This is a genomic window from Haladaptatus pallidirubidus (genome assembly GCF_020700235.1).
GTDB classification, from domain to species: domain Archaea; phylum Halobacteriota; class Halobacteria; order Halobacteriales; family Haladaptataceae; genus Haladaptatus; species Haladaptatus pallidirubidus.
Genome location: NZ_CP085301.1, coordinates 2,268,567 through 2,292,580 on the forward strand (window position 1 = coordinate 2,268,567; position 24,014 = coordinate 2,292,580).

Sequence of the window (24,014 nt, forward strand, 5' to 3'; positions counted from 1 at the left end):
GACGCCAATTGTCACCCGCAATCTCCAGAGACCACCCAGGCGAAGCTTTATAGCCGAAAACGAAGCAGTCGAAGGCGATGGTCGACGAAACCGGGAGTCCCGAATATCGTTACAAGGGCTCCCCCTCCTCGGCGAACCTCCGCGAAATAGCGCGATTTTTCCTGAAAATTGGGTTCGTGGGATTCGGCGGGCCGCTGGTCCACATCGCCATGATGGAGGACGAACTCGTCGGCGAGAGCAGCCGGGAGTGGTCGGACGAATCGACGTTCATGGAAGGTCTCGCCATCTGCAACATGCTTCCCGGTCCGGCCTCGACGCAGCTCGGGATATTCATGGGATGGGTTCGCGGCGGAACCCCCGGCGCGATCGTCGCCGGGTCGTGTTTCATGCTTCCGGCCTTCGCCATCATCATCGCGCTCTCGTACCTGTATTTCGCCTACGGGGAACTGCCCGCGATACAGAACGGACTGCTCTACGCCGTCAATCCCGTCGTCATCGGCCTTATCGTCGGGTCGGCCTACTCGATGGCGCGAAGCGCGCTGGGGCAGGCGGAAGCCGATTTCGCGTTCGAAATCGGCGGCGATTCGTGGACGATAGACGTGAAGCTGCTCTTCCTGCTCGTCGCCGCACTCGTCGCGACGGTTCTGTTCAACCCGAATCCGGTGCTGGAGTTCGCGGTGGCCGGCGTAGTTGCCCTCCTCGTCTATCGCCGTGAGTGGGTCGCGTCGAACCTCGACCGCGTGTCGCTCGCGGCAATCGTCAGCCTCTCACTCACAGGACTGTATCTCGCCCGCGACAGAATCGTTGACCTCGCATCTTCTGGGGCCAGACGAACCGGCGTGTACGGCACAGTCGCCAGCATCGTCGGAACGCTGTGGGCGAACACGTGGCTAAAACTCGTCCTGTTCATGCTTTACACCGGGTCGTTCATCTACGGCGGCGGACTGGTGCTCATCCCCTTTATCGAGAAGTACGTCGTCATCGAGTTCGGGTGGATGGACACCGCGACGTTCGTGGACGGCATCGCACTCGGCCAACTGACCCCCGGTCCGGTGGTGATGACGACCGCGTTCGTCGGCTACGAGTTACTGCTTCCGCAGGGCGTTCCGATGGCCGTCCTCGGCGCATTCGTCGCCGCACTTGCGGCGTTCGCACCCTCGTTCGTATTCATCGTGGCGATGTTCCCTTACGTGGCGAAAGTGCGCGACAATCCGCAGGTCAGGATTGCACTGGTCGGAATCAACGCCGCTGTCGTCGGTGCGATTTTGGGAGCGACCGTCTCGCTGGCACGGGAGGCAATCATCGACCCGCTCACCGCCGCACTCGCAGTCGCGACCTTCGTGCTGTTCGTCCGCGGGGTGCAAGCGGCGACGCTCATCCTCGGCGGCGGGTTCGTCGGCTTCGCGGTATTTTACCTGCTCTGAAAATTCGACGGGAGCTGGATCGTATTAAGCGGTGGAATCCGTCCCATTCGTGCGGATTTCTGGAAATCCATCCAGGTAACTTTCCAGAAATCTATCCATATAGATAGACAGAAAGCAATAGAGCCGAGATAGCTAAAATACTCTCTTTCTCCGCAGCCGGAATTACGGTGCGATAGCGGTTTTAAGGCGAGTCGCGGTGCATCGGTGCGATGAAAGACCCGGAAGGAACGCGGGGGAACCGCACGACTAAGACGGAAACGACCCTACATCGAACCATGAGAATCCTCGTGGACGGGGAGTGGCAGACGGACGCCTACGAAACGACGAACGACGAGGGCGAGTTCGAGCGACAGACCACGACGTTTCGGGAGTGGGTCGAAGCCGACGAGGACGCCGAATTTCCGTCAGAGTCGGGGCGATACCATCTCTACGTCTCATACGCCTGTCCGTGGGCGCACCGGACGCTGGTCACGAGAGCTCTGAAAGGACTCGAAGACGCGATTTCGGTGTCGATAGTCGATCCCTACCGGCGAGACGACGGATGGGAGTTCTCGCCCGAAAGATCGGGATGTACCGCGGACACCGTCAACGGGACGGAATATCTGCGGGACGTGTACACCGAAGCAGACCCGGAGTTTACGGGCCGCGTGACGGTGCCGGTGCTGTGGGACAAACGGAAAGAAACCATCGTCAACAACGAGTCGGCGGATATCATGCGGATGTTGGACACCGCATTCGACAGCGTGGCGGAGCGGGACGTGACGTTCTATCCCGAGGCGTACCGCGGTGAAGTGGACGAAACCATCGAGGCGATTTACGAACCCGTCAACAACGGCGTCTATCGGGCGGGATTCGCGGACACCCAATCGGCGTACGAAACGGCGGTAACCGAGTTGTTCGACGCGTTAGACCACTGGGAGACCGTCCTCGCCGACCAGCGGTATCTCGTCGGGGAGAAACTGACGGAAGCCGATTTCGCGATGTTCACGACACTCGTGCGATTCGACGCGGTGTACGCGACGCATTTCAAATGTAACCTGCGACGAATCACGGACTATCCGAATATGCGGAACTACCTGAAGGAGTTGTACCAATTGCCGGGTGTCGCAGAGACGGTTCGAATGGACCACATCAAGGAACACTACTACCGGAGCCACACCGACATCAATCCGAAACAAATCGTTCCGAAGGGGCCGGAACTCGACTTTGAGAACGAACACGACCGGGAGCGATTGGCAGGCGGGCCGCCGAAAGAACTTCGGCAATAGCATCACCCAAACGTGGTTTTTTGGAATCTCGATTGTTAAAGAATATCATGGCACGACAGACGGTGTCCCACGACGAGGACGGCCTCATTTACGAATTTACGCCCGACATCGAACCGGTGTACACTGCGGAAAGCGGCGAATCGCTGACCGTCGAAACCGTAGACAGTCTCGGCGGCGCGGTACAGGAGGACAGTGACTTCGTCGCCGACGTTCCCGCCGAAGTCAACGGCGCCACCGGACCGGTTGCAGTCGAAGGCGCGGAGCCGGGCGACGTGCTGAAAGTCGAAATCGAGGACGTGCGGGTCACCGAAGACCGCGGGCGAGTGCTGACGATTCCGGGGTTCGGCCTCCTGCACGATTCCCCGACATCGAGGAACCGAGAACCAGAGTGACGCCGGTAGAAAGCGACTCGATTCGATTCGGCGAAATCGACGTACCGATTCGACCCTGCATCGGCACGATTGGAGTCGCTCCGGCGGACGAATCGTACACGACGCTCGTGCCGCACGACCACGGCGGAAACCTCGATACGACGGATATGACCGGCGGAACGACCGCTTACTTCCCGGTGTTTCAGGAGGGTGCGATGCTCGCGATGGGCGACTCGAAAGCGGCGATGGCCGACGGGGAGATGTGCGGAACCGGGGCGGAAATCGGCACGGACATCGACGTCACGGTGACGGTGTTGTCGGATCCCGCGTTCGAACTCTCACGGCCCGTGGTCGAAACCGCGGAGGCCTGGAAAACAATCGCGAGCGCGGAAACCCTCAAAGCGGCGTGTCGGTTGGCGAACGAGGACGCGATTGCCCTGCTCGCAACTGAACACGGGTTCGATGAGACTGACGCTCACCTGTTTTCGAGTCTCGTCGGCGGATTGGAAATCTCGCAGGTGGTTGACCCGCTCGTCACGGTCAGAAATTCGATTCCGAAGAGGTACCTTTCCTCGCCGTTCTAAGCGGTCGGTCTCACGCGTTCTCGTCCTTGCCCTCGCGGAGTTTTCGCCGCTGAATCTTGCCGGTCGTCGTCTTCGGCAGTTCGGAAACGAACTCGATTTCGCGGGGATACTCGTATTTGGCCAGTTTGTGGCGTACGAGACTGCGGATTTCCTCTCTGAATGATTCGCCCCCGTCTCGGGATTCGACCGGTTGCACGAACGCCTTGACTATTTCGCCGCGAGTTTCGTCCGGAACCCCGACGACGCCGACCTGTTCCGCGTCCGGATGTTCCAGTATCGAGCTTTCGACTTCGCCCGGCCCGACGCGGTAGCCGCTCGTGATAATCACGTCGTCGTCGCGGGATTTGAACCAAAAATAACCGTCCGAATCGCGACAGCCGAGGTCGCCGGTCAGATGCCAGCCGTCGAGGGTCGTGGTTGCCGTTTTTTCCGGGTGGTTCCAGTACTCCGTGAAGACGATCGGGTCGTTTTCGCGTTCGACCGCAATCATTCCCACGTCGCCGACGGGTTTCTCCTCGCCGGAAACGGGGTCGATGACGGCGACCTCGTGGCCCGGCACCGGCTTTCCCATACTCCCGGCGCGAACCGGAAACCAGTCGCGACAGTTCGACACCAGGAGGTTCGCTTCGGTTTGGCCGTACAGTTCGTTGACCGAAACGCCGTCCAGTTCCGTTTCGGCCCAGTCCATGATTTCTGGGGGGAGCGGTTCTCCTCCGGAGCAGATACTTCGAAGCGACAGTTCGTATTTTTGTGCGGGATTCTCGATGCCCATCATCATCCGAATAGCAGTGGGTGGGAGGAACGTGTCCGTGACGGAAAACCGTTCTAACAGTTCGTAGGCGGTTTCGACGTCGAAACCGCCCATCGGACATCCGACGACTGTTTGGCCGTAATGCCACGCCGGAAACACCAAATCTCCCAGCGCGCCTATCCACGCCCAATCCGCGGGCGTCCAGTACACCGAATCGGCGGGCGAACCCGCCGATTCGGCAGTTCGCTCGAAGTACATGTGAAACGCAGGACAGTGGCCGAGCCAAAGGTCGTGGGTGTGCAGGACGCCCTTCGGCGGGCCGGTCGAACCGCTGGTGTAGATGATGATGGCGGGCGTATCGCGGGTCGTTTCCGCGATGTCGAACGAATTCGACCGTCCCGAACAGAATTCCTCGAAATCGTAGCTGTCGCGGTCGCTGGGGTTTTCGTCGCCATCGAGAGTGCTTCCGTCGCCGACGGAAGCACTCCCGTCAACTTCGATGACGTGTTCCAACTCCGGGCAATCGTCCCGAACCGTATCGACCGTCGATCGAACGGTGGAATCCACGACCGCCACGTTCGCACCGCTGTCGTTCAGTCGATACCGCAGGGCGTCCTCGCCGAACAGAATCGAAAGCGGGAGCGAAATCGCGCCGAGTTTCCAGCAGGCGAGATGGGTCAGCGGATTCGCGGGTTTCTGCGGAACGACGACAGAGACTCTGTCGCCTCGTTCGACGCCGAGGTCGGAGAGGCCGTTTGCCAGTCGGTTCGAGCGAACGTCCAAATCACGAAAGGAGTAGGTTTCGCGCCGACCGTCAGGGTAGCACTGTTCCAGCGCAGTTGCGTTCCCGTCGTCGTGTTTCCGAAGCAGGTCGTGAGCGATGTTGTAGTCGTCGGGAATGGCGTCCCACGAGAACTCGCTTCTGGCTTCCTCGTAGGAGGGAAAGTCGGGTGCGAGATGCCAAGCCATGCCACTGTATTTCGAACCATCTCGTATAAGTTCGTCTGTCGTTGCGCGAGAAATCACTCGCCGTCGGATTTATTGTATCTCGGAAACTGTAGCCTGCATGAACACCGACAGAGACGACCTAACGGACGAGTTCGACTTCGACGGCGAACTTCCGGACACCGTCAATCGGGCCGCAATCGAACGGATGCGAACCGTTGCGAGAGTGTTCGACGACCTCGTCCGCGTCCCGGGAACCGATTTCCGCGTCGGAATCGACCCGGTTCTCGGGGCGCTTCCGGGGGTTGGCGACGTGATCAGCGCCGGACTCTCGCTGTACATCGTCCTCGAAGCGGCGTGGTTGGGCGTCTCGTTCACGACGCTGCTGCGGATGATAGGGAACATCGCTATCGACGTGGTCGGCGGGTCGATACCGATAGTCGGCGGCATCGTGGACGCTGTGTGGAAGGCGAACAGGCGCAACCTCGAACTGGTGCTTTCCGACCTCGCGAACGAACCGGGAAGCGAAGGCTTCGGAGACGGTGACGACGTCGTCGAAATCGAAGTCGAATAATCGGAAACCAAACCGGGAAAACGTATTTTTAGGCTCGATGAGCAATCTATTCGTATGGTAATGAAAGAGTCCGAGGCCGAAATCGAGCGCGACGACCCGGTGCCGAACTTCGAACTGCGCGGTACCGACGAGGAAACCTACACGCTCGACGATTTCACAGAGTACGAGGCGATCCTGCTGGTGTTCACCTGTAATCACTGTCCCTACGCGCAGGCGAAATTAGACCTGCTGAACGACATCGCAGAGGAGTACGACGAGGCGGCTGTCGTCGGCGTGAACTCGAATGACGCCGATGAGTACCCGGACGACTCCTTCGAAGCCATGCAGGAGTGGGTCGAAGACGGTCGAATCCGGTACGACGCTTACCTTCACGACGAGACGCAGGGGGTGGCAAAAGCATACGGCGCGGTCTGTACGCCCGACCCCTTCCTCCTGCGAAACGAAGGGAAGAAAGCACAAAGCGCCTCAGAACGGTCGAACGGCGGCGAGTCGCGAGACGATACGTTCACCCTCGCTTATCACGGGCGGCTGGACGACGCGCTGAATCCCGACGAAGTACCCACGGAGTTCCACATCCACGACGCAATCGAGTCCGTGCTGGCGGGCGAGGACGTGGACTTGGAGTTCCTCCCGTCGCGGGGTTGTTCTATCAAGTGGAAGTGAGATAGCCGGAAACGAAGCGTCGAGGTAACGCGCATGTCAGGACGAGACGTGGGAGTAACCGAATCATGCAGCCGTCGTTTATAACTTGGCTTCCGTATTGGTTGTGAGTATGTCCGAGACGACAGACGACACGTCCGAGAAAGACATTACAAAAACGACCGCGTTCAGGGTCGCCCGACTGCTGTACGGCGGTATCATCGTGTTCACCGCCATCTCCGGGCTTCGGAATATCGATGCACAAGCCGCCTACGCCGAATCGAAGGGGATTCCGATGCCGGAGGAGTCGGTCGTATCATCGCATGGACTCCTGCTTCTCGGTGGCCTCGGCATCGGTTTGTGGCGCTTTCCCGCACTGGCGGCCAGTTCCATCGTCGCGTTCTTCGTCGGCGTCACCCCGACGATACACGACTTCTGGGAGCGAGAGGGACAGGAGCGACAGAACGAGAAAAATCACTTCCTGAAAAACGTCGCGCTCGCGGGTGCAGCACTCGCATTCCTCGGCGTCGGCGAGAAAAAAGGGTAAATCCGGCGAGTTCTGCGGTAGCTATCGCCGAACTCGTTCGACGCGCTTTTGTCCCCGCTCTCTGGCGAGTTCGAATTTGGCCCGCGCGACGGGTCGTTTCTCGCCGATGACCGCGCCGACGAGTGCGCCGATGGCACCGCCGGTACTCGCCGCCCTGCTGTTGATTAATCCCCCGAGACCTCCACCGATTGCCCCGCCGATTGCGGCGTGACGAGCGCGACTGATGGCGCGCTCGATGCGAATGGAACGCATAGGAGGAAGAACGTCGTGCAACCAGATAAATGGTTCTCGGGAAGAAATGCGCGGAGAGACATAAATTTAATCCGAAATAACACCGTTACAGTATAGTGTCTCTCAGGTCGTCGCTTTTGGTCTTGCTCGTCGTCTTGGCGGTCGTTCTCGCGGGATGTTCATGCTCGCAGTTTGGCACGACGCAGACCGCGGAGGGCGAAACGAACGGCGAGGAGTTGACGGTCACCGTCACGAGAATCGTGGACGGCGACACCGTGGAGTTCGAATACCGAAACGGGACGCAGGAGACGGTCCGATTGCTCGGCGTGGACACGCCGGAGGTTCACACGGCAAACGACCCGGAAGAATTCGAAGGTGTTCCGAACGACGATTCGGGCGCGGGCTGCCTTCGCAACTGGGGTCACAAGGCGAGCGAGTTTGCTCGAAGCGTACTCGCGGACGAGCGGGTGACGATTTCCCTCGACCCGAACGAAAGCCCGCGAGACAGATACGACCGACTGCTGGTGTACATCCGCGACGACGGAAAATCGTTCAACCACCAGTTGGTGAAGCAGGGTTACGCTCGCGTCTACGACAGCGATTTTGTCAGGAACGAGCGATTCTATTCCGCGGAGTCGGCAGCCCAGCGAGGAAAAATCGGGTTGTGGAAGTGCAGGGATGGTTCGGGTGGTTCCCGAACCACGAAAAACAGTGACGGCGCAACCGGGCTTTCCGTCCCCCAAATTCACGCCGACACGGCGGGCAACGACCACGAGAATTTGAACGACGAGTACGTCGTCCTGAAAAACGGCAGAACCGACACCCTTGCCCTTTCGGGGTGGACGATTTCGGACGATTCCGGCCACACCTACCGCGTTCCGTCGGGCGTCTCGCTGGCGGTGGGCGAAACGGTCACGCTCTACACCGGAAGCGGTTCGGATTCGGCGTCGGAGTTGTACTGGGGGCAGGTGGGGCGGTGTGAACAACGGCGGTGACACGATTATCGTTCGGAACGCGAACGGTGACGTGGTACTGCGAAAGGAGTACTCGAGGTGAGAAAGAGATTCGGGATAACGGAAAAGCACATCCGATTAGAATCTCACCGCTTTCCAGACTTTTACTTCCCTTCCCGACGACTCCCACCCATGGAGTACAGAACCCTCGGTGCGACCGGTACGAAAGTCTCGGAACTCTGTTTCGGCACGTGGCGATTCGCCAAGGAATCCAACGGCACGGTCGAAACCGACCGCGGGACGGCCCACGACCTGCTCGATACGGCGTGGAAAAACGGCATCAACTTCATCGACACCGCCAACGTGTACGGCGACCCGAACGGAACCAGCGAGGAGTGGATAGGCGATTGGCTCTCCGACCACGACCGCGAGGATTTCGTCATCGCCTCGAAGGTGTACTTCCCGTTCGACGGCGACAACCCAAACGGACGCGGCCTCTCGCGCAAGCACATCCGAAATCAGATTCGGGGGACGCTCGATAGGCTCGGAACCGATTACCTCGACCTGTACTACATCCACCGCTGGGACGAGACGACACCAATCGAGGAGACGCTCGCGACCCTGAACGGCCTCGTGGCGAACGGCAAGGTGAACTACCTCGGCGCGAGTTCGATGGCCGCGTGGCAGTTGACGAAAGCGCTCTGGGAGAGCGACGTGAGCGATTTGGCGCGATTCGACGTGACCCAGCCTATGTACCACGCTGCGGCGGGCGACGACGTGCAGGACTACCTCGACGTCTGTGCCGACCAAGACGTTGCAGTGTGCCCCTACTCGCCGCTTGCGGGCGGGTTCCTGACGGGCAAGTACGAGCGCGACGGCGACGTTCCGGAAGGGTCGCGCGGCGACCTCACCGACCGATTCGAGGACTACTACATGTCGGAAGACGGCTGGAAGGTGTTGGACGAAGTTCGGTCCATCGCGGACGACCTCGACGCGACGCCCGCGCAGGTTGCGCTTCGGTGGCTCATCCAACAGCGCGACTTTTCGTGCATTCCAATCGTCGGCGCGCGAACCGTCGAGCAGTTGGAAGAAAACGTCGGTGCCGTCGATATTGAGCTTTCGGCGGAGCAGTACGACCGAATTGCCGACGCGAGCTAATCTGGCGAGATCGGTGGGAAAACATCATTATTCTTCGTGCCGTCTGTGTGACGAGGTGTGCGGGAGTGGGGAGAACCCGGTACACTGAATGGGGGAACAATGACGGACACATACGTCGGCGCGATAGACCAGGGAACGACCGGCACGCGGTTCATGCTGTTCGACCACGACGGTCGAGTCGTCGCCAGCGCCTACGAAAAACACGAACAGAACTACCCGGAACCGGGATGGGTCGAACACGATCCGCTCGAAATCTGGGAGAACACACAGGGCGTCGTCACGAGCGCGCTCTCCGACGCCAACGTTTCCGCAGACCAGTTGGAAGCGCTCGGCATCACCAATCAGCGCGAGACGACGCTGTTGTGGGACAAAGACTCGGGACGGCCGGTGCACGACGCAATCGTCTGGCAGGACAGACGAACCACCGACCGCATAGAGCGAATCGAGGACGAGGGCAAAGTCGAGATGGTGCGGTCGAAGACGGGCCTCGAACCGGACGCCTACTTCTCGGCGACGAAAGCCGAGTGGCTGCTCGACAACGCCGATCCGATAAAGCTCCAGCGCGCGCGACCGCAGGATATTCGGGAACGGGCGGAGGAGGGCGAAATCCTGTTCGGCACCATCGATTCGTGGCTGATTTATAACCTGACGGGAGAACACATCACGGACGTGACGAACGCTTCGCGGACGATGCTGTTCGACATTCACGAGATGGAGTGGGACGACGAGCTCTGCGAGGAATTTCGTGTCCCGCGGGAGATGCTTCCGGAAGTTCGGCCATCCAGCGACGACGATACCTACGGTTCGACCGACCCGGACGGCTTCCTCGGCGCAGAAGTGCCCGTCGCAGGTGCCTTCGGCGACCAGCAGGCCGCCCTGTTCGGGCAGACCTGCTTCGACGCGGGAGACGCGAAAAACACCTACGGGACAGGCAGTTTCTTCCTGCTCAACACGGGCGAGGAAGCGGTTGCGAGCGAACACGGCCTGCTCACCACAGTCGGTTTCCAGCGGTCGGGCGAACCGGTGCAGTACGCCCTCGAAGGCGCGATTTTCGTCACGGGCGCGGCAATCGAGTGGCTGGCCGATGTCGGCTTTATCGACGACGCGGCGGAAACGGAATCGATGGCACGAAGCGTCGATTCGACGGACGGCGTCTTCATGGTGCCCGCGTTTACCGGACTCGGCGCGCCACACTGGAACCAGCGCGCTCGTGGGACGCTCGTAGGGATGACCCGCGGCACGCGAAAGGAACACGTCGTCCGGGCTACGCTCGAATCCATCGCGTTCCAAACCCGCGACGTGGCCGAGGCGATGGAGGCCGACAGCGGCATCGAAGTCGAATCGCTGAAAGTCGATGGCGGCGCGGTGAAGAACAACTTCCTCTGTCAACTGCAAGCCGACATTTTAGGCACCGATATCGTCCGCCCGGTCGTAGACGAGACGACGGCGCTCGGGTCGGCCTACGCCGCCGGACTCGCGGTCGACTACTGGGAAACCGTGGACGAACTCAGGAACAACTGGCAGATCGACCGCGAGTTCGAACCGTCGATGCCGAGCGAGGAAGCGGACAGAAAACACGAGCGTTGGGTCGATGCTGTCGAGCGCTCCCTCGACTGGGCACAGGAAGGAGGTGGGTGAGATGGCGGAAGAGTATTGGCGAGCGAAATACGTCAACGAACTCGTCGGAACCTTCATCCTCGTTCTGCTCGGCGACGGTGCAGTCGTCGTTTCCGTGCTGACGGGCGGATTCGACCTGTTCGGCGTCGCCGTACTCTGGGGATTCGCGGTGATGTTCGCGGTCTACTGGGTCGGTGGTGTTTCGGAGGGCCACATCAACCCGGCGGTGACGATTGCGAACGCCGTCTGGCGAGACTTTCCGTGGAAACACGTTCCGGGCTACGTCGCCTCGCAAATCGTCGGGGCGTTTCTGGCCGCCGCGACGCTGTTCGTGACGTGGTCTGGCTACTATCAGCAGTTCAGTCAGGCGAATAACGTGGTTCGAGGCGAACCGGGAAGTTCCATCACGGGCATGACGCTCTGGACGTTTTTTCCGAATCCTGCGTTCGCAGGCGTAAAAGTCGGCGATTTCGAGACGCTTCAGGAAGCGGCGTTTCTCGTCTCGTTCCCGCAAGCGTTCTTCAGCGAGGTGGTCATCACGGCTATCCTCGTCGCCGTCATCTTCGCGCTCGTGGATGACTGGAATCCGATGGGGACGCGAGCGACGCCCGGTCTCGCGGCGGCCCTCATCGGTCTGCTCGTCGCGGCGCTGGTGCAGTACGAAGCGCCAATCAGCATGGCCGCGTTGAATCCTGCCCGCGACCTCGGCCCGCGAATCTTCGGCTTCATCGCCGGATGGGGTGAAATCGCCTTCCCCGGCCCGCGCGGGGGATGGTGGCTTCCGGCCACGTCAACGACCGTTGGCGGCATCATCGGTGGCGGTCTGTACGACGTACTAACGCGACGGTACGTCAAGCGACTCGAAGAACAGGACATCGAACCGGAAGAACCAGCGGTTCACGACGAAGAACAGGAACGCCCGACAGGGGGGAGTTAGGTGTCCACCGTGTCGGATTCCGATGAGTCGAAAGGGTCTACCGGCGACTACCTTCGGCTGGTATTTCTGGACCCGATAACCCTCGCCGGACTGGCCGTCCTCGCGGCCGGAATCGTACTGGTCGCTATTTCCGACCCGAGTGCGCCGGTTCAGAACCCGATGTTGGGCGGATCGCTTATGCTGGTCGGAACGGTGCTGTTCGCGCTCGGATATACGCGGGCGCAGTGGGGTCTCAAACGTTGGAAACGGTGATATGCCGAAACGAGGATATCAGCGATAGCCTGAAGCGGGTTCCCGTTCAACTCATAGCAGACCCACATGGAGCGAACAGTAACCATCGTCCCAGAAGACGGCCTCCACGCTCGACCTGCCGCGCGATTCGTCGCCACCGCGAACGAGTTCGACGCCGACATCACGGTCACCACCGCGGACAACGACCCGGTAAACGCGCGGAGCATGATCTCCGTTACGACACTCGATGCTCGACAGGGCGACGAAGTCCACCTTGTCGCCGAGGGAGAGGACGAAGAAGCGGCCCTCGACGCGCTCGAAACGGTTCTCACGACGCCGGAAGGTGAGCTGTGACCGTCGAACTTTCGGGCGTCGGCGTGACGCCTCGAACCGGATTCGGCAACGTAATTTGGTACCGCGGAACGACGGATTTGTCCGACCTCCCCGACCCGAAAACCGTCGATACCGACGCGGAACTGGAACGGTTCGAATCGGCGTGCGAACGCGCCCACGAGGAACTAGACGACGAGCGCGAGCGTGCGCGCGAGCGCGTCGGCGACGACGAGGCGGAAATTTTCGACGCGCACAAAGCCTTCCTCGACGACCCTGCGATCACCGGCGGCGTCGAAACCGCCATCGAAAACGGGATTCCCGCCCCCCACGCGGTTCGGCAGGCGTTCGAAGACCCGATTGCGAAGTTCGAGGGATTGGAGGGCCGGATGTCCGAACGAGCGGACGACCTTCGGGACGTCCGCGACCGACTGCTGAGGATTCTGACCGACCGCGGCCGAGTCGAACTCGGCGACCTTCCCGAGGGCACAGTCCTCCTCGCAGAGCGACTCGGGCCGAGCGACACAGCACAACTCGATCCTGAAACAGTCGCCGGATTCGCCACCGTGTTCGGCGGTCGAACGTCACACGCCGCGATTTTCGCCCGGTCGCTCGGGATTCCCGCCGTGGTCGGCGTCGGCGACGAACTGGCGCAAGTAGCCGACGGGCGGCCAGTGCTGGTCAATGGAACGGACGGTCTCGTGGTCATCGATCCGGACGAATCCGCCCGAAGTCGTGCAACCGACGAGGAAACCGAAATCATCGAACGCTACGTTTCGACGGCGGACGGGACGGAAATCGAAGTTGCCGCGAACGTCGGAACCCTCGCCGAACTCGACCCGGCGGACGAAGCGGGTGCCGACGGTATCGGCCTCTTCCGTACGGAGTTTCTGTTTCTCGACCGCGAATCCCCGCCGAACGAGGATGAGCAGTACGACACATACGTCGAGGCGTTGTCCACCTTCCCGAACGAACGAGTCATAGTCCGAACGCTTGACATCGGCGGCGACAAACCGATTCCGTACCTCGACACGCCGGACGAGGACAACCCGTTTTTGGGCGACCGCGGGATTCGGCGCTCGCTCGGAACCGACGCCGACCTGTTCGAAACCCAACTGCGCGCCCTACTTCGTGCCGGAACGGAAGGCAACCTCGCCGTGATGTTCCCGCTCGTCTCGCACGTGGAAGAACTCGACGCGGCGCTCGCCCGCGTCGAGCAGGTCGCCGAAGAGTTGGACGAGGATGGGATCGAGTACGAGATGCCGGAACTCGGCGTGATGATAGAGACGCCGGGGTCGGTGTTCATGGCGGAGTCGATGTCGGAGCGGGTCGATTTCCTCAGCATCGGTACCAACGACCTCACGCAGTACGTGATGGCGGTTTCCCGCGAAAACGAACATGTCGCAGACCTCCACGACCCGCTTCACCCGCCCGTTTTGCGGGCGATTCGCCGGACGGTGTCTGCGGGCCACGACGGCGGCGCGTGGGTCGGCATGTGCGGCGAGATGGCCGGTGACCCTGATGTGACAGAACTGCTGGTCGGTCTCGGACTGGACGAACTGAGCATGAGCGCCGTGACGATTCCGGGGGTAAAATCGCGAATTACGGGCGTAGATTCGGAGGAAGCAAGAGAACTCGCAGAGCGCGCACTTTCTGCTGAAACGCGGAAGGAAGTGCTAAAGATGCTGGAGTAATCTCGAACGTCGAAAGTTGAATCTACACCTTCGAAATCTCGCCCGCCTCCTCCGCCGATTCCAGCACGGAATCGAGGGTTGCCTTCGGACTGGTCGCGGAAACGGCTGCGTTGACCGCCCCTTCCAGAACTGGCGCGTCCGCGATTTTCGCGTCGGTATCCGACATCTCGATGGCGAGTTCGGCGTTCATCACCGCACTTCCGAGGTCGACCAACACGACCGCCTCCCCGTCCGAAATCGAGTCGAGCGCGTCCTGAATATCCGTCGCGCTGGTTCCGATTCCGCCGTCTCCGTCGCCACCGACCGCCTCGATTTGCGTGTCGCCCGCCATTTCGGCGGCAACTTCTTCGATGCCCTCCGCGGCCCTCAGGCTGTGTGAGACGACGACGAGTCCGACCATCTACGGTTCCTCCTGTTCGGTTTCCTGTTCTTCCTCATCGCCCTCCGCCTCTGCGGGGTCTTCGTCCGGCACCGTCGGCGAGGTGGCATCCGGTTCGAGGTCGCCGTCTCCCAGATACTCGACCGCGGTTTCCCGAATCGACTTCACGATGAACAGGGTGCTGGTCGCACCGGGGTCTTGGTGGCCGACCGACCGCCAGCCGAGGTACGATGCTCGCCCTTTCGTGGCCCGAATCGGCGTCGTGAAGTTCACGCCGCGCTCGCAGGCGTCAACCGCTTTCGTCAGTGCTTCTACTGGTTTGAGGTCGTCCTCCTCGATGGATTTCTTGTAGGTGTGAACCGCAGGCGTGATGGCATCGACCATCGTCTTTGCACCGACCGGTGCGTCGCCGCGGTCTTTTACTTTCTCCAAAAACACCTCGGCGAACGCCACGCTCGATTCCGCCGTGATTCCGTCGCCGAGTTCCGCGCTGGCGGTCATGAACGATCCGCCGTACAGCGGCCCGGCGGCCCCTCCGACTTCGGAGACGAGGGTTATCCCGACCGTTTTGACGAGTTCGTCGGGCGGCGCGTCGTCCATCTCGCTCACTTTTTCGTGAACCGCCCGAAAGCCACGGTTCATGTTCGCCCCGTGGTCGGCGTCGCCGATGGCGGAATCGAGGTCGGTCAGGTATTCCTTTTCGTCGGCCATCCGATCCGCGACGCGTTCGACCGCCGCGCGGACTGCCTCTTGTTCGGTAGTTCCCATCTATGTTGAGATAGCACGCGGCGGGAGGGGTAAAGATTTCTCCCGAGTGCAGGAGAAGTTTTGGTGGTTGCTATCCAGATTTAGAAATGGCGAACACAGCCGTGAGAGATAGGTCAGTATTTTCAGAAAGCATACACCCCTCACTGTATCATCGCAATCACGGAACTCACTCGTCGCCACGTGCTCGCTACCGCCACAACGATAGGAATCGGAGGAGTTACGTTGACGACTAATTCGAATGGCTGTGGACAGAATGTTCCGTTTCTCGAACCAAGTATGCCCCACGATGGGGAGGTTGGTGTCTCCCTCACGGAGTCAGTTCCTGGGCGCAATACAAACGAAGAAGAATCATACGAACCGGCACGTAGAAGACCAACGCCGATCGGAGATTAGTACTCCAGTTCAAACAAAAAATCCGGCACTGAACACCTATTGAACCGTCAATGCAGGCGTTGCCGCCGGGTGCGCTAACAGCTCCTTCAGTTCGTCGTCAAGCACCAGCACCGTCACGGAACAGCCCTGCATGTCGAGCGAGGTCATGTAGTCGCCTACCCACGCGTCCCAGGTCATGAAATCGCGCTCCTCCATCATCGACTGGAGTTTCCGGTTCACAACGTACAGTTCCGAAAGCGGGGTGCCGCCCATTCCGTTGACGATGGTGAGGACTTCCGCCCCGGAACTGGGGGATAAATCGTCAAAGACTTTCTCGGTCAGGCGTTCGGTAATCTCGTCCGCCGACATCATCTCCACGCGCTCGACGCCGGGTTCGCCGTGAATCCCGATGCCGAGTTCGATTTCGTCCTCGGCGAGGTCGAAGGTGGGTTCGCCCTTCTCGGGCGTGACGCAGGAAGTCAGGGCGGTTCCCATCGTCGCCACGTTGTCGATTACCTTCTCCGCGACGCGTTTTACTTCGTCTAACTCTTCGCCCCTGTCCGCCATCGCGCCGGCGACCTTGTGAACCAGGATCGTGCCACAGACGCCGCGCCGGCCGGAGGTGTACAGCGAATCTTCGACCGCCACGTCGTCGTTGACGACGACCTCCGCGACTTCTACGTCGGATTCCATCTCGGCCAACTCGCCCGCGGTTTCGAAGTTCATCACGTCGCCCTCGTAGTTTTTGACGACGTTCAAGACCCCTTTACCGGAATCGCAGGCCTGAATCATCTCGCTGATTTCGTCGGCGGTCGGCGAGGTAAACACTTCGCCCGCCGCCGCTCCGTCCAACATTCCCGGCCCGAGGTATCCGGCGTGCGTCGGTTCGTGGCCGCTTCCGCCACCGCTGACGACCGCGACCTTGTCCGAAACGGGGGCGTCATTTCGGACGAGGACGTTCGTGTCTGCCAGTCGCCGGAGTTCGTCCGGGTGAGCCGAAACCATTCCGTCCAACATCTCGTCGACTACGGCCGACGGTTCGTTGATGAGCTTTTTCATGTTCCATGCTAGCAACGACCCGGTAGCGCATAACGATTTCTTCGGATTCGATGAGAAGTTCGACATTCAACCCTGCGGTTCGAAAACTCCCGGTCGATTCCGGACTGGCCGGACAAACCGAACACCCGACAGGTGAACTACTCCGGCGAAAACAGGTCTTCGATGCGGCAGTCGAAGTAGTCAGCGAGCTCGAACGCGAGTTCCAGCGACGGGTTGTAACGTTTGCGTTCGATGGCGTTGATGGTCTGTCGGGTGACGCCGACCGTTTCGGCAAGTTCGCCCTGGCTCAATTCGCATCGGTCGCGGTATTTGGACAGATCGTTGTTCATCGCTGATGGCGCGCGAACAGTATCATTCCCACGACCACATTCTAGCCGTCCAGGCGCACGGGGAGTCACCGAAACCGTGGGCCGCGACGGAGTTCACCGACGGCGGAACGCTCGCGGACTACTTCGACGCCGACCTCGACGCATCGCAGTGGTTCGCCCACGGCCTCGTTCGGGCCGTTTCGCACGCACACGCACTCGGCGTCGTTCACGGCGGACTGTGCCCGCCAGCGGTCAGGTTTTCGACCTCTCTCGGTTCGACGTGGCCAGCGCCGAAAATTGGCGATTGGGGACTCGCGGTCGTTGTGATGGACGAACGTGAACTGCCTGGAAGTCACTCAATGGGACGACAACCGCCGATTTCGCCCGCCTACGCCGCGCCTGAGCATCTCGACCCGGGAGCGTTTGGCACCATCGACCACTCGACCGACGTGTACGGACTCAGAACGCTCCTGTACGGGTTGTTCACCGGGCAACCGCCGTTTTCGGGCGAATCCCACGTCGTCGCTGGGCAGGTCACGACAGACGACCCGCCGACCCCGACGGAGCGAAATCCGAATCTCCCCGAAGAAGTCGATACCGTGCTCTCCCGCTCGCTGGCGAAGCGAAAGCAGGCGCGATACGAAACCGTGGACGACCTGCTAGTCGCGCTCGAACGGTGCACGGGTGTGGTTTCTGTCTGACTGGTCGAGAGAATCAGGTAAACAGACGTTTAGTTCACGATAGACAGATGGCCATCCCACTCGCACAGGTCGGCACCGACGTCGGAGCGGGCATCGTCCGGTTCGTCGGTTCCAGACTGTTCGCGGTCTCCGCCGGTATTTTCGGGCTGTACGCCTTTCGAAACCTCCAGCTGAACGATTGGAGTCTCAGCGACCGTTCTGGTGCTATCTCGTTTTTATCGGGATCGCCGGTCTCGTGTACGGAATGTTGGGGATAGCCGGACGATATCCGACGGCCGGTGGGTAATCGCACTCGGTCACACGGCGCTGCTTTTCAGCACGGTATTTCTCGCATTCGCCATGCGCGAGCTGTATTACAATAGCGCGCTCGCGCCTTTGGAGAGCGAGCAACGGATTCGGCTGTCTCGTCTCCGGCGAATCGAGTTGGCCTTCGTCGTAGAATTGCTCATCGTCCTCTTCATCGGCCGTGGCTCCGTGGTTGCGCTCATCAAAGGCGGCGGAAGCCTTGCGTTTGCCACCTACGGCGTCGTCTTCTGTGAACGACTCGAATCGCTCACGCAGGGAACGTCGGTTGATACGCTCCGCCGACACCTGCTTCCGGTGCTCGTCTGCTCCGGTCTGCTCGGTCTTGCGGATTTGGGCATCCTTTTGGGAGTGGAGTCGCTCGTGATCCGGAGCGTCGAAAGCGTCTTCGTCGTGACGATCGGCGCGTTTTTGCTGACGGCGACGATTCGACTCCAGCAGAACGTCAGCGGACTCTCCGGGGCACGGTAGAGAGACCGTTTTTCGCTCTGTGAACACCCACTGGCATCGGGAATTCACCCTCACACACGGTGAAGCGTACCGTGGTCGCAGTACGGACAGAGTGCTCCCGGCCCCCGGTGGGTGCTAACGCGTCCGCATATCGAGCACGACCTGACGAGTCGTTCCCGGCGTTCGCACTCCATTTCGAGCGATTTCAATCTGGCCTCCGTCTCAGCGAGGCGCTGTCGAAGCGTTTCCAATTCAGCCTGCAGTTGAGCGTACTGCTTCGACCGTTCGTGTTCGGTTCGGTGGGACGGTGGGTCGATGCGAGGTCGTCGCTTCTGCAACCACGGTTGTTCGTCCGACGGCATTGTTCTATTCGAAACAAATGACACGACCGGTTATGAAGCGGTCGGCGAAATAGTCGCACCCCGTACATAACGTGCTTGCATGATAATGCCGAATTTCGAATAGTGCCAGTTGTGTACGGTTTTCAATGGGTGGCGGTTGGCGCGAGTCACCGAGGCCCAGTCAGGTTGCGCACCGACACGGTGCGCTTTCGTGTTCCGTCGAGCGAATTCGGCGTCGGATGTCAATTATCGCCGTATTAGATGCAGTCACCGTTTTGCGCGATTACAGTATGAAAATGAACGGTCAATTTTCGAGTAGACCGAACCGCACGTCACGCGTCGTCCGGTCGAGTCGTCGGAAGGGGTGCGTAGAGGCGCTTTCGCGCGTCGGGAACGTACAAACGTTCCTCTACAAGTTCCTGTTGTTTGAGTTTCGTCAGTCAGCGCGCGTCGTTCGGGCGGGCAGTAGCGCCTCTTTGCGCACCTGTCGCTGGGTTTGGGGCGCATTCTCCTGTAGAACCCGATAAACGAGTTTCGCACTCGGTGGCAGTTCGAGAAGACGTTCGAATCGTTCCTGAGGGGTTGTGTTATTGCCGGAGCGTCCGGCAAAAGCGACTACTGGTTTTCGACATTCCATTTCCCGCTTCGAACCCGAATCAGTTATTTATTCCGGTGAATAGTATTCGCATAGAATATGCACAGAGTACAAAATATATTTAGCTATTCTCGGATTCCGCAACCACAAGATATAAAGATACTATGACGAACGTTCATTAATAAACTACCCTCGTTGGAAAAGCTTGGACACGAAAGACATGACGGACCTCTATGCGGCGTGGTTAGAGGATTCTTTCGATGTTCGGCGGGCCCACGAAGGCCACGAAGCGCTAGATCTGCTCGACAACGAGGTGAGCGTCGTTCCCTTCGATCGTCGACCGGCCTTTCCGGCGACGAAGTACTCGCGGAGCTCCGCAACCGCGAGCTGCGCTCCCGTGTTGTGATGGTCACCGCGGTCAAACCAGCGGTCGCTGGCCGTGTAGTCCGAAAGAAAGCCTCGTGTACCCGAGGTATCAGCGATTTGTCGGTCATGGTGTATATGCTTTGTGTTCTCGATTCACCGTGTTTCACTCAGAATGCGTACGTGTAGACGTTCTCTGCGTACTCTTCGTCGCCCAGTTCGACCGATGCCTCGTCGGTTTTCTCGAAACCCAACCGTTTGTAAAACTCGTTGCCGATGTCGTTGTCCGCGAGCACCATCGCCTTCATCCGTTTCGTGTTGAAGTCGTGGAAATCCTCGCGGAGACGCTCGTGTAGTGCGGTTCCCACGCCGTTTCCCCAGTCGTCCGGGTCTACGTAGAGTCGGAGCACGTCGCCTTCGTCTTCGTAGAACACGGCGTGACAGAATCCGATGAGTTCGTCGTCCGTGACTGCAACGAGAAACGCCGTTCCGGGCTTGTCGAGCGCATCAGAAAGCGATTCGTTCGAGTACCACGACGACACCGTTTCCGTGATGGTGTCCTCGTCCAGAATGTCGTCGTAGGCTTCGTCCCATGCACGGTGTGCGATTCGCCGAATCGCGCCGAAATCCCCCTCGTTCGCGGGTCGAATCTCCATTCCGTTCATCTCCACAATGGATACGCCATGCGCCGGGGTAACAGTTCTGAATCACCAACAGAGTTGGGGAAAGTAAACTCGGCTTTCAATCGGTCGCTCAGTTTTCGGTCGTTGGACGTTCTCCCTCGAAGACGAACTCGGTTCCCGATTCGATACCCTCTCGGTTTGCGAAGCCTTGCCGCATCTCGACCACGTATTTTGCGGGCGAATCGCTCGAATAGCGTTCGAGTTCCAAATCGCTCGCATTCGGTTGCGGGTCGGCCTGTTCGACGTTGATGACGGTTCCGTCCGCCGCGATAAAGATAATGTCGAGCGGAAGAACCGTGTTTTTCATCCAAAACGTCTGTGGCTGGGCTTTATCGAAGACGAACACCATGCCGTGATTTTCCGGCAGCGACTCCCGGTGCATCAATCCCTGTGAGCGTTCGTCCGGCGAATTTGCCACTTCTAGCGTCACGTTCGTTCGCTCGCCGTCCGCGACGAACGCGGCGGAGACGTTCTCTTTCGCGTCGGTCATCGCTGTTGTCGATGTCCCGGCTGTCACCGACCTGTCGCCGGATTGGTTGCCAGACCGATCGTTCGACTGCATCGTCCCCTCCGAGTCGATTCCGAGGCCCATACAGCCGGAGCAGACGACGAGACAAGCGACCAGCAGGGCGGGGGTCACGCGCATATCCGCAAGAACGCGACCAATCGACAAAAATCCGCGGTGTAGAGCGGTTCCATTCCGACGTTCGACGTTCAAGAATTACCGACCGACACGTCCCCGCGCATCCGCTGTGGGTGGTATTCGCAGTAGTACTGGCTCATTCGCTCGGCGGCGGTGAACGTTGCCTGGCGCGTCGCTCCCGGCGTCGACGTCGATTCCGTCGCGGTAATCTCGTTTCCGTCCGGATCCTCGATGATGAGTTCGTGTTCTTTTCCATCGACGTTCATCCAGACGAGGGTGTACTGCTGTCCGGGTCGAAGCGAAAGCGTCGGATTTTCTTCCCCGTGTATTTGCGACGGAGCGAGTCCGTACCAATGTTCGATTTCGCCGACGAGAAGAATCGGCGTTCCTCGAACGGACTGCCCGCCGTCCGATTGTCCTCCGTCGGACGGCTCCCCACCGGTTTCCTGTCCGGTCGCAGTTCCACCGACACCGGCCAGAACACCAACGCCGCCGAGCGTTTTGAGGGCTGTTCTCCTGTCGAATGTCGTTTCGCGCTTCTCGGTCATGGAATCCCCCGGCCGTCAAACGACGAAGTGAGCAAAGAAACCTTGTGTCGCTTGGAGTCGTGTTTCGCCTGCATCAAACCGACACTGCGACGACGAAACCAACGAGGAGCGACCCCGTGACGAGCAGTTGAAACACCGCCGACGCGAGCAGGCCAACGACTGCGTATGTTGCGGTTTTCGCGCCCTTTTTCGCATCTTGTGTCCGATAAAACTCGACGGTGAAGGTAGCGAGCGCGACGCCGATTACCATTCCGACCGGCCCGGTGGCCACCAGCGCGACCACGCCGACGACACCTGCGGCGACCGCACTCCAGAGCGACCCGCCGCTCGCTTTGGCCGAAACGGCACTCGCGGTATGCTCCCCGACGAAGGCGATGGCACCCACAATCGTCGCGCCAGCGACGAACAGGAGTCCCGGTTCGGAAAACCCCGTCCCCCACCAGTAAACGTAGATTCCGCCGAGGGACAGCGGAACCGCCGGAAGAAGCGGCAGGACGCTTCCGAGGACGCCAGCGAACAGCAGAGCGACGGCAACGAGGAAGAGCCAATCCATACGAAAATATCACACTCGCAAGCCATAACCTCACGGGTTGCCCGATAGCTTTTGAACGATAGCGTGCCGACTATCGACAATGACGGTACTCGTCGCCGGTGCGACTGGATTCGTCGGACGCCATCTCGTGCCCGAACTCGTCGCGGAAGGCAACGCCGTGACTGCACTGGTTCGCGAACCCTCGTCCTACGACCCGCCGATGGGCGTCTCGGTGGTGAAAGGCGATTTGAACGACCGTGACAGTCTTGACGGAATTTTCGAGGGAATCGACGCCGCCTACTACCTCGTTCATTCCATGGGCGAGGACGGCGATTTCATGCAACGAGATCGCGGCGCGGCGAGAAATTTCGTGGATGCGGCGCGCGGAACCGGTGTTTCGCGCGTTGTCTACCTCAGCGGACTCGGCGGCGAGCGAACGACGCTTTCCGACCACCTCACATCCCGGCGAGAGGTGGAACACATCCTCGCAAACGGCGACTACGACATCACCGTTCTTCGGGCGGCCATTGTCATCGGCGAGGACAGCGTGAGCTTTCGAATCGTGCGGCAGTTGGCGGAGCGTCTACCCCTAATGATTACGCCGCAGTGGGTCAGAACGGAGTGTCAACCCATCGCCATCGACGACGTCGTCGCGTACCTCCTCGGCGTTCTCGACACGCCGGAAACGGCTGGCGAAACGTTCGAAATCGGCGGTCCGGACGTGCTGACTTACGGTGAGATGGTGCTTATGACGGGTGAAATCCTCGACAGGAAAGCGACGATGGTTCCGGTTCCCGTCCTGACGCCGAAGCTGTCGGCGTACTGGGTTGACCTCGTGACCGACGTGCCGAAGGATGTCGCCCATCCGCTCATCCTCGGCCTGAAAACGCGCACGGTGGTCGAAGACGACCGGATTCGTTCCCTCATCCCGGTCGAACTGACGCCGGTCGAGAAAGCAGTCCGACAGGCAGTCGCATGAGTCGGGCGAATCCGACGAATCGGACGAGCCAAGACGAGCAGGGGCCGTACCAGTGGACGTACGAGAGCATCGTGGACGCGGTTCCGGGCGTCACGCTTCCCGACTGGCTCGCGCTGACGATTCAGTTCGTCCTCTTCGAGGGGCTACTCTTGGCCATCGCGTTGCGCTACGACCTCTGGGACGGCGTCCCCGCAGGAACCGCGGCGGTCGTCGTGGCCACTACCGGAAGCGCGCTGATGCTCGCGATCGCGCGGCGGATTCGAACGTTGTCGACGCCAGCCACGTACCGGAAACTGCTTTTCGGGTCGAGCATCGAGATCGTTCTCGGCCTGCTGTCCTACGTCGGACTGGTTACCTACCTGTTCGTCTACAATCCTCGGCAATCAGGTACGCCGCTGCTCGAATCGATTCTCGGAACCGAGCCACCGATTCCAGCGGTGTTTCTCACCCTGCTCATCCTTTGGGACGTCTGCTACCGAATCGGAACCGCGTGGTGGGCCAGCGTCACCGGATTCTGGGTCGCTGTTCGTCGTCCGACCGACCGCGAAACTCGGAGTCAACTTCGGAAGGTCGATGCGTTGATTATCGGATTTTCACTGCTTCAACTCGTCCTCGTCCCGTTCGTCCGGGACCACGGTTTGCTCGTCTTCGCCCTCGTCGGCCACGTCATCGCCGTCACATGCGTCTCCGGAAGCGCGATTTTCGTTCGCTCCCGTGGCTGAACTATTTAACCAAT

At 60.1% G+C, this 24,014-nt stretch carries 29 protein-coding genes and 1 pseudogene; 19 read left to right on the top strand and 11 right to left on the bottom strand.

From position 1 onward, the window contains the following. The first annotated feature begins 77 nt into the window (after positions 1 to 77). The 3 genes and pseudogenes from chrA (at position 78) to LIX15_RS33240 (ending at position 3,647) form a co-directional block, all read left to right on the top strand. Positions 78 to 1,424, top strand: coding sequence for a chromate efflux transporter (chrA, locus tag LIX15_RS12315; RefSeq protein ID WP_227773483.1), 1,347 nt, complete (start codon positions 78 to 80; stop codon positions 1,422 to 1,424). A gap of 275 nt (positions 1,425 to 1,699) precedes the next feature. After that, positions 1,700 to 2,692: a glutathione S-transferase family protein gene (locus tag LIX15_RS12320; protein ID WP_227776881.1), complete on the top strand. Its 993-nt coding sequence runs from the start codon at positions 1,700 to 1,702 to the stop codon at positions 2,690 to 2,692. Positions 2,693 to 2,739: 47 nt separating this feature from the next. After that, positions 2,740 to 3,647 (top strand): annotated as a pseudogene (locus LIX15_RS33240) (acetamidase/formamidase family protein). Between the two features lie 10 nt (positions 3,648 to 3,657). Here LIX15_RS33240 and LIX15_RS12335 read toward each other — a convergent pair. Further along, positions 3,658 to 5,367, bottom strand: a complete 1,710-nt coding sequence (locus LIX15_RS12335; RefSeq protein WP_227773486.1) for an acetate--CoA ligase — start codon at positions 5,365 to 5,367, stop codon at positions 3,658 to 3,660. Between the two features lie 97 nt (positions 5,368 to 5,464). Here LIX15_RS12335 and LIX15_RS12340 point away from each other — a divergent pair, with 97 nt between their 5' ends. The 3 genes from LIX15_RS12340 to LIX15_RS12350 all read left to right on the top strand — a co-directional run bounded on the left by LIX15_RS12340 (position 5,465) and on the right by LIX15_RS12350 (position 7,103). After that, positions 5,465 to 5,917 (top strand): DUF4112 domain-containing protein, encoded by a 453-nt coding sequence (locus LIX15_RS12340; RefSeq protein ID WP_227773487.1) that lies wholly within the window; start codon positions 5,465 to 5,467, stop codon positions 5,915 to 5,917. Between the two features lie 60 nt (positions 5,918 to 5,977). Further along, the gene (locus LIX15_RS12345; protein ID WP_345412647.1) at positions 5,978 to 6,580 is read left to right on the top strand and encodes a thioredoxin family protein; all 603 of its coding nucleotides are present in this window, start codon (positions 5,978 to 5,980) and stop codon (positions 6,578 to 6,580) included. A gap of 109 nt (positions 6,581 to 6,689) precedes the next feature. Further along, a complete protein-coding gene (locus LIX15_RS12350) occupies positions 6,690 to 7,103 on the top strand; it encodes a DoxX family membrane protein (protein WP_227773489.1) in 414 nt (137 codons plus the stop codon). A gap of 21 nt (positions 7,104 to 7,124) precedes the next feature. On the opposite strand, the gene LIX15_RS12355 is transcribed toward LIX15_RS12350, so the two are convergent. Next, entirely contained in the window at positions 7,125 to 7,355 is a 231-nt protein-coding gene (locus tag LIX15_RS12355) for a glycine zipper 2TM domain-containing protein (RefSeq protein ID WP_227773490.1), read from the bottom strand. 95 nt (positions 7,356 to 7,450) lie between these two features. On the opposite strand from LIX15_RS12355, the gene LIX15_RS12360 reads away from it, so the two are divergent. From LIX15_RS12360 to ptsP, 7 genes are all read left to right on the top strand, one after another. After that, positions 7,451 to 8,329, top strand: coding sequence for a thermonuclease family protein (locus tag LIX15_RS12360; protein WP_227773491.1), 879 nt, complete (start codon positions 7,451 to 7,453; stop codon positions 8,327 to 8,329). 150 nt (positions 8,330 to 8,479) lie between these two features. After that, on the top strand, positions 8,480 to 9,445 hold the full coding sequence (locus tag LIX15_RS12365) for an aldo/keto reductase (RefSeq protein WP_227773492.1): 966 nt from the start codon (positions 8,480 to 8,482) through the stop codon (positions 9,443 to 9,445). A gap of 99 nt (positions 9,446 to 9,544) precedes the next feature. Beyond that, complete coding sequence (gene glpK, locus LIX15_RS12370; RefSeq protein ID WP_227773493.1) at positions 9,545 to 11,083, top strand: glycerol kinase GlpK; 1,539 nt, start codon at positions 9,545 to 9,547, stop codon at positions 11,081 to 11,083. A gap of 1 nt (position 11,084) precedes the next feature. After that, the gene (locus LIX15_RS12375; RefSeq protein ID WP_227773494.1) at positions 11,085 to 11,999 is read left to right on the top strand and encodes an MIP/aquaporin family protein; all 915 of its coding nucleotides are present in this window, start codon (positions 11,085 to 11,087) and stop codon (positions 11,997 to 11,999) included. 9 nt (positions 12,000 to 12,008) lie between these two features. Then, complete coding sequence (locus tag LIX15_RS12380; protein ID WP_227773495.1) at positions 12,009 to 12,251, top strand: hypothetical protein; 243 nt, start codon at positions 12,009 to 12,011, stop codon at positions 12,249 to 12,251. A 66-nt stretch (positions 12,252 to 12,317) separates the two neighbouring features. Continuing rightward, positions 12,318 to 12,584 carry an HPr family phosphocarrier protein gene (locus tag LIX15_RS12385; RefSeq protein WP_227773496.1) on the top strand — a complete coding sequence of 89 codons (267 nt, stop codon included), beginning with the start codon at positions 12,318 to 12,320 and terminating at the stop codon, positions 12,582 to 12,584. Next, a complete protein-coding gene (gene ptsP, locus LIX15_RS12390; RefSeq protein ID WP_227773497.1) occupies positions 12,581 to 14,254 on the top strand; it encodes a phosphoenolpyruvate--protein phosphotransferase in 1,674 nt (557 codons plus the stop codon). The genes LIX15_RS12385 and ptsP overlap by 4 nt, the downstream gene beginning before the upstream one ends. A 22-nt stretch (positions 14,255 to 14,276) precedes the next feature. Here ptsP and dhaM read toward each other — a convergent pair whose 3' ends face one another. The 4 genes from dhaM to LIX15_RS12410 form a co-directional block, all read right to left on the bottom strand. Then, on the bottom strand, positions 14,277 to 14,654 hold the full coding sequence (dhaM, locus tag LIX15_RS12395; RefSeq protein WP_227773498.1) for a dihydroxyacetone kinase phosphoryl donor subunit DhaM: 378 nt from the start codon (positions 14,652 to 14,654) through the stop codon (positions 14,277 to 14,279). Continuing rightward, positions 14,655 to 15,401, bottom strand: coding sequence for a dihydroxyacetone kinase subunit DhaL (dhaL, locus tag LIX15_RS12400; protein ID WP_227773499.1), 747 nt, complete (start codon positions 15,399 to 15,401; stop codon positions 14,655 to 14,657). It abuts the gene before it with no gap. Positions 15,402 to 15,830: 429 nt separating this feature from the next. Continuing rightward, positions 15,831 to 16,832, bottom strand: a complete 1,002-nt coding sequence (gene dhaK, locus LIX15_RS12405; RefSeq protein ID WP_227773500.1) for a dihydroxyacetone kinase subunit DhaK — start codon at positions 16,830 to 16,832, stop codon at positions 15,831 to 15,833. Between the two features lie 137 nt (positions 16,833 to 16,969). Further along, positions 16,970 to 17,161: a helix-turn-helix transcriptional regulator gene (locus LIX15_RS12410; RefSeq protein WP_227773501.1), complete on the bottom strand. Its 192-nt coding sequence runs from the start codon at positions 17,159 to 17,161 to the stop codon at positions 16,970 to 16,972. 5 nt (positions 17,162 to 17,166) lie between these two features. On the opposite strand from LIX15_RS12410, the gene LIX15_RS12415 reads away from it, so the two are divergent. From LIX15_RS12415 to LIX15_RS12425, 3 genes are all read left to right on the top strand, one after another. Next, complete coding sequence (locus LIX15_RS12415; protein WP_227773502.1) at positions 17,167 to 17,841, top strand: protein kinase domain-containing protein; 675 nt, start codon at positions 17,167 to 17,169, stop codon at positions 17,839 to 17,841. A gap of 47 nt (positions 17,842 to 17,888) precedes the next feature. After that, positions 17,889 to 18,098 carry a hypothetical protein gene (locus tag LIX15_RS12420; protein WP_227773503.1) on the top strand — a complete coding sequence of 70 codons (210 nt, stop codon included), beginning with the start codon at positions 17,889 to 17,891 and terminating at the stop codon, positions 18,096 to 18,098. 82 nt (positions 18,099 to 18,180) lie between these two features. Beyond that, positions 18,181 to 18,615 (top strand): hypothetical protein, encoded by a 435-nt coding sequence (locus tag LIX15_RS12425; protein WP_227773504.1) that lies wholly within the window; start codon positions 18,181 to 18,183, stop codon positions 18,613 to 18,615. A gap of 50 nt (positions 18,616 to 18,665) precedes the next feature. Here LIX15_RS12425 and LIX15_RS12430 read toward each other — a convergent pair whose 3' ends face one another. After that, positions 18,666 to 18,956 carry a hypothetical protein gene (locus LIX15_RS12430; protein WP_227773505.1) on the bottom strand — a complete coding sequence of 97 codons (291 nt, stop codon included), beginning with the start codon at positions 18,954 to 18,956 and terminating at the stop codon, positions 18,666 to 18,668. 794 nt (positions 18,957 to 19,750) lie between these two features. Here LIX15_RS12430 and LIX15_RS12435 point away from each other — a divergent pair. Beyond that, positions 19,751 to 19,936, top strand: coding sequence for a hypothetical protein (locus LIX15_RS12435; protein ID WP_227773506.1), 186 nt, complete (start codon positions 19,751 to 19,753; stop codon positions 19,934 to 19,936). Positions 19,937 to 20,063: 127 nt separating this feature from the next. Here LIX15_RS12435 and LIX15_RS12440 read toward each other — a convergent pair whose 3' ends face one another. From LIX15_RS12440 to LIX15_RS12455, 4 genes are all read right to left on the bottom strand, one after another. Next, on the bottom strand, positions 20,064 to 20,549 hold the full coding sequence (locus LIX15_RS12440; RefSeq protein ID WP_345412644.1) for a GNAT family N-acetyltransferase: 486 nt from the start codon (positions 20,547 to 20,549) through the stop codon (positions 20,064 to 20,066). A 97-nt stretch (positions 20,550 to 20,646) separates the two neighbouring features. Further along, a complete protein-coding gene (locus tag LIX15_RS12445) occupies positions 20,647 to 21,294 on the bottom strand; it encodes a DUF192 domain-containing protein (RefSeq protein WP_227773508.1) in 648 nt (215 codons plus the stop codon). After that, positions 21,291 to 21,767: a cupredoxin domain-containing protein gene (locus LIX15_RS12450; RefSeq protein WP_227773509.1), complete on the bottom strand. Its 477-nt coding sequence runs from the start codon at positions 21,765 to 21,767 to the stop codon at positions 21,291 to 21,293. The genes LIX15_RS12445 and LIX15_RS12450 overlap by 4 nt, the downstream gene beginning before the upstream one ends. 73 nt (positions 21,768 to 21,840) lie before the next feature. Further along, positions 21,841 to 22,320 carry a DUF456 domain-containing protein gene (locus LIX15_RS12455; RefSeq protein WP_227773510.1) on the bottom strand — a complete coding sequence of 160 codons (480 nt, stop codon included), beginning with the start codon at positions 22,318 to 22,320 and terminating at the stop codon, positions 21,841 to 21,843. A gap of 79 nt (positions 22,321 to 22,399) precedes the next feature. Between LIX15_RS12455 and LIX15_RS12460 the strand changes: the two genes are divergently transcribed. Both LIX15_RS12460 and LIX15_RS12465 read left to right on the top strand, forming a co-directional pair. Continuing rightward, complete coding sequence (locus tag LIX15_RS12460; RefSeq protein ID WP_227773511.1) at positions 22,400 to 23,278, top strand: NAD(P)H-binding protein; 879 nt, start codon at positions 22,400 to 22,402, stop codon at positions 23,276 to 23,278. Then, positions 23,275 to 24,000 carry a DUF7530 family protein gene (locus LIX15_RS12465; RefSeq protein WP_227773512.1) on the top strand — a complete coding sequence of 242 codons (726 nt, stop codon included), beginning with the start codon at positions 23,275 to 23,277 and terminating at the stop codon, positions 23,998 to 24,000. Before LIX15_RS12460 ends, LIX15_RS12465 begins: the two co-directional genes overlap by 4 nt. The last annotated feature ends 14 nt before the right edge of the window (positions 24,001 to 24,014 follow it).

Coding starts and splice junctions, on each gene's coding strand:
- chrA (WP_227773483.1), top strand. CDS start 78: ATGGTCGACGAAACCGGGAGTCCCGAATATCGTTACAAGGGCTCCCCC.
- LIX15_RS12320 (WP_227776881.1), top strand. CDS start 1,700: ATGAGAATCCTCGTGGACGGGGAGTGGCAGACGGACGCCTACGAAACG.
- LIX15_RS12335 (WP_227773486.1), bottom strand. CDS start 5,367: ATGGCTTGGCATCTCGCACCCGACTTTCCCTCCTACGAGGAAGCCAGA.
- LIX15_RS12340 (WP_227773487.1), top strand. CDS start 5,465: ATGAACACCGACAGAGACGACCTAACGGACGAGTTCGACTTCGACGGC.
- LIX15_RS12345 (WP_345412647.1), top strand. CDS start 5,978: ATGAAAGAGTCCGAGGCCGAAATCGAGCGCGACGACCCGGTGCCGAAC.
- LIX15_RS12350 (WP_227773489.1), top strand. CDS start 6,690: ATGTCCGAGACGACAGACGACACGTCCGAGAAAGACATTACAAAAACG.
- LIX15_RS12355 (WP_227773490.1), bottom strand. CDS start 7,355: ATGCGTTCCATTCGCATCGAGCGCGCCATCAGTCGCGCTCGTCACGCC.
- LIX15_RS12365 (WP_227773492.1), top strand. CDS start 8,480: ATGGAGTACAGAACCCTCGGTGCGACCGGTACGAAAGTCTCGGAACTC.
- glpK (WP_227773493.1), top strand. CDS start 9,545: ATGACGGACACATACGTCGGCGCGATAGACCAGGGAACGACCGGCACG.
- LIX15_RS12375 (WP_227773494.1), top strand. CDS start 11,085: ATGGCGGAAGAGTATTGGCGAGCGAAATACGTCAACGAACTCGTCGGA.
- LIX15_RS12385 (WP_227773496.1), top strand. CDS start 12,318: ATGGAGCGAACAGTAACCATCGTCCCAGAAGACGGCCTCCACGCTCGA.
- dhaM (WP_227773498.1), bottom strand. CDS start 14,654: ATGGTCGGACTCGTCGTCGTCTCACACAGCCTGAGGGCCGCGGAGGGC.
- dhaL (WP_227773499.1), bottom strand. CDS start 15,401: ATGGGAACTACCGAACAAGAGGCAGTCCGCGCGGCGGTCGAACGCGTC.
- dhaK (WP_227773500.1), bottom strand. CDS start 16,832: ATGAAAAAGCTCATCAACGAACCGTCGGCCGTAGTCGACGAGATGTTG.
- LIX15_RS12410 (WP_227773501.1), bottom strand. CDS start 17,161: ATGAACAACGATCTGTCCAAATACCGCGACCGATGCGAATTGAGCCAG.
- LIX15_RS12415 (WP_227773502.1), top strand. CDS start 17,167: ATGGCGCGCGAACAGTATCATTCCCACGACCACATTCTAGCCGTCCAG.
- LIX15_RS12420 (WP_227773503.1), top strand. CDS start 17,889: ATGGCCATCCCACTCGCACAGGTCGGCACCGACGTCGGAGCGGGCATC.
- LIX15_RS12425 (WP_227773504.1), top strand. CDS start 18,181: ATGCGCGAGCTGTATTACAATAGCGCGCTCGCGCCTTTGGAGAGCGAG.
- LIX15_RS12430 (WP_227773505.1), bottom strand. CDS start 18,956: ATGCCGTCGGACGAACAACCGTGGTTGCAGAAGCGACGACCTCGCATC.
- LIX15_RS12435 (WP_227773506.1), top strand. CDS start 19,751: ATGACGGACCTCTATGCGGCGTGGTTAGAGGATTCTTTCGATGTTCGG.
- LIX15_RS12440 (WP_345412644.1), bottom strand. CDS start 20,549: ATGGAGATTCGACCCGCGAACGAGGGGGATTTCGGCGCGATTCGGCGA.
- LIX15_RS12450 (WP_227773509.1), bottom strand. CDS start 21,767: ATGACCGAGAAGCGCGAAACGACATTCGACAGGAGAACAGCCCTCAAA.
- LIX15_RS12455 (WP_227773510.1), bottom strand. CDS start 22,320: ATGGATTGGCTCTTCCTCGTTGCCGTCGCTCTGCTGTTCGCTGGCGTC.
- LIX15_RS12460 (WP_227773511.1), top strand. CDS start 22,400: ATGACGGTACTCGTCGCCGGTGCGACTGGATTCGTCGGACGCCATCTC.
- LIX15_RS12465 (WP_227773512.1), top strand. CDS start 23,275: ATGAGTCGGGCGAATCCGACGAATCGGACGAGCCAAGACGAGCAGGGG.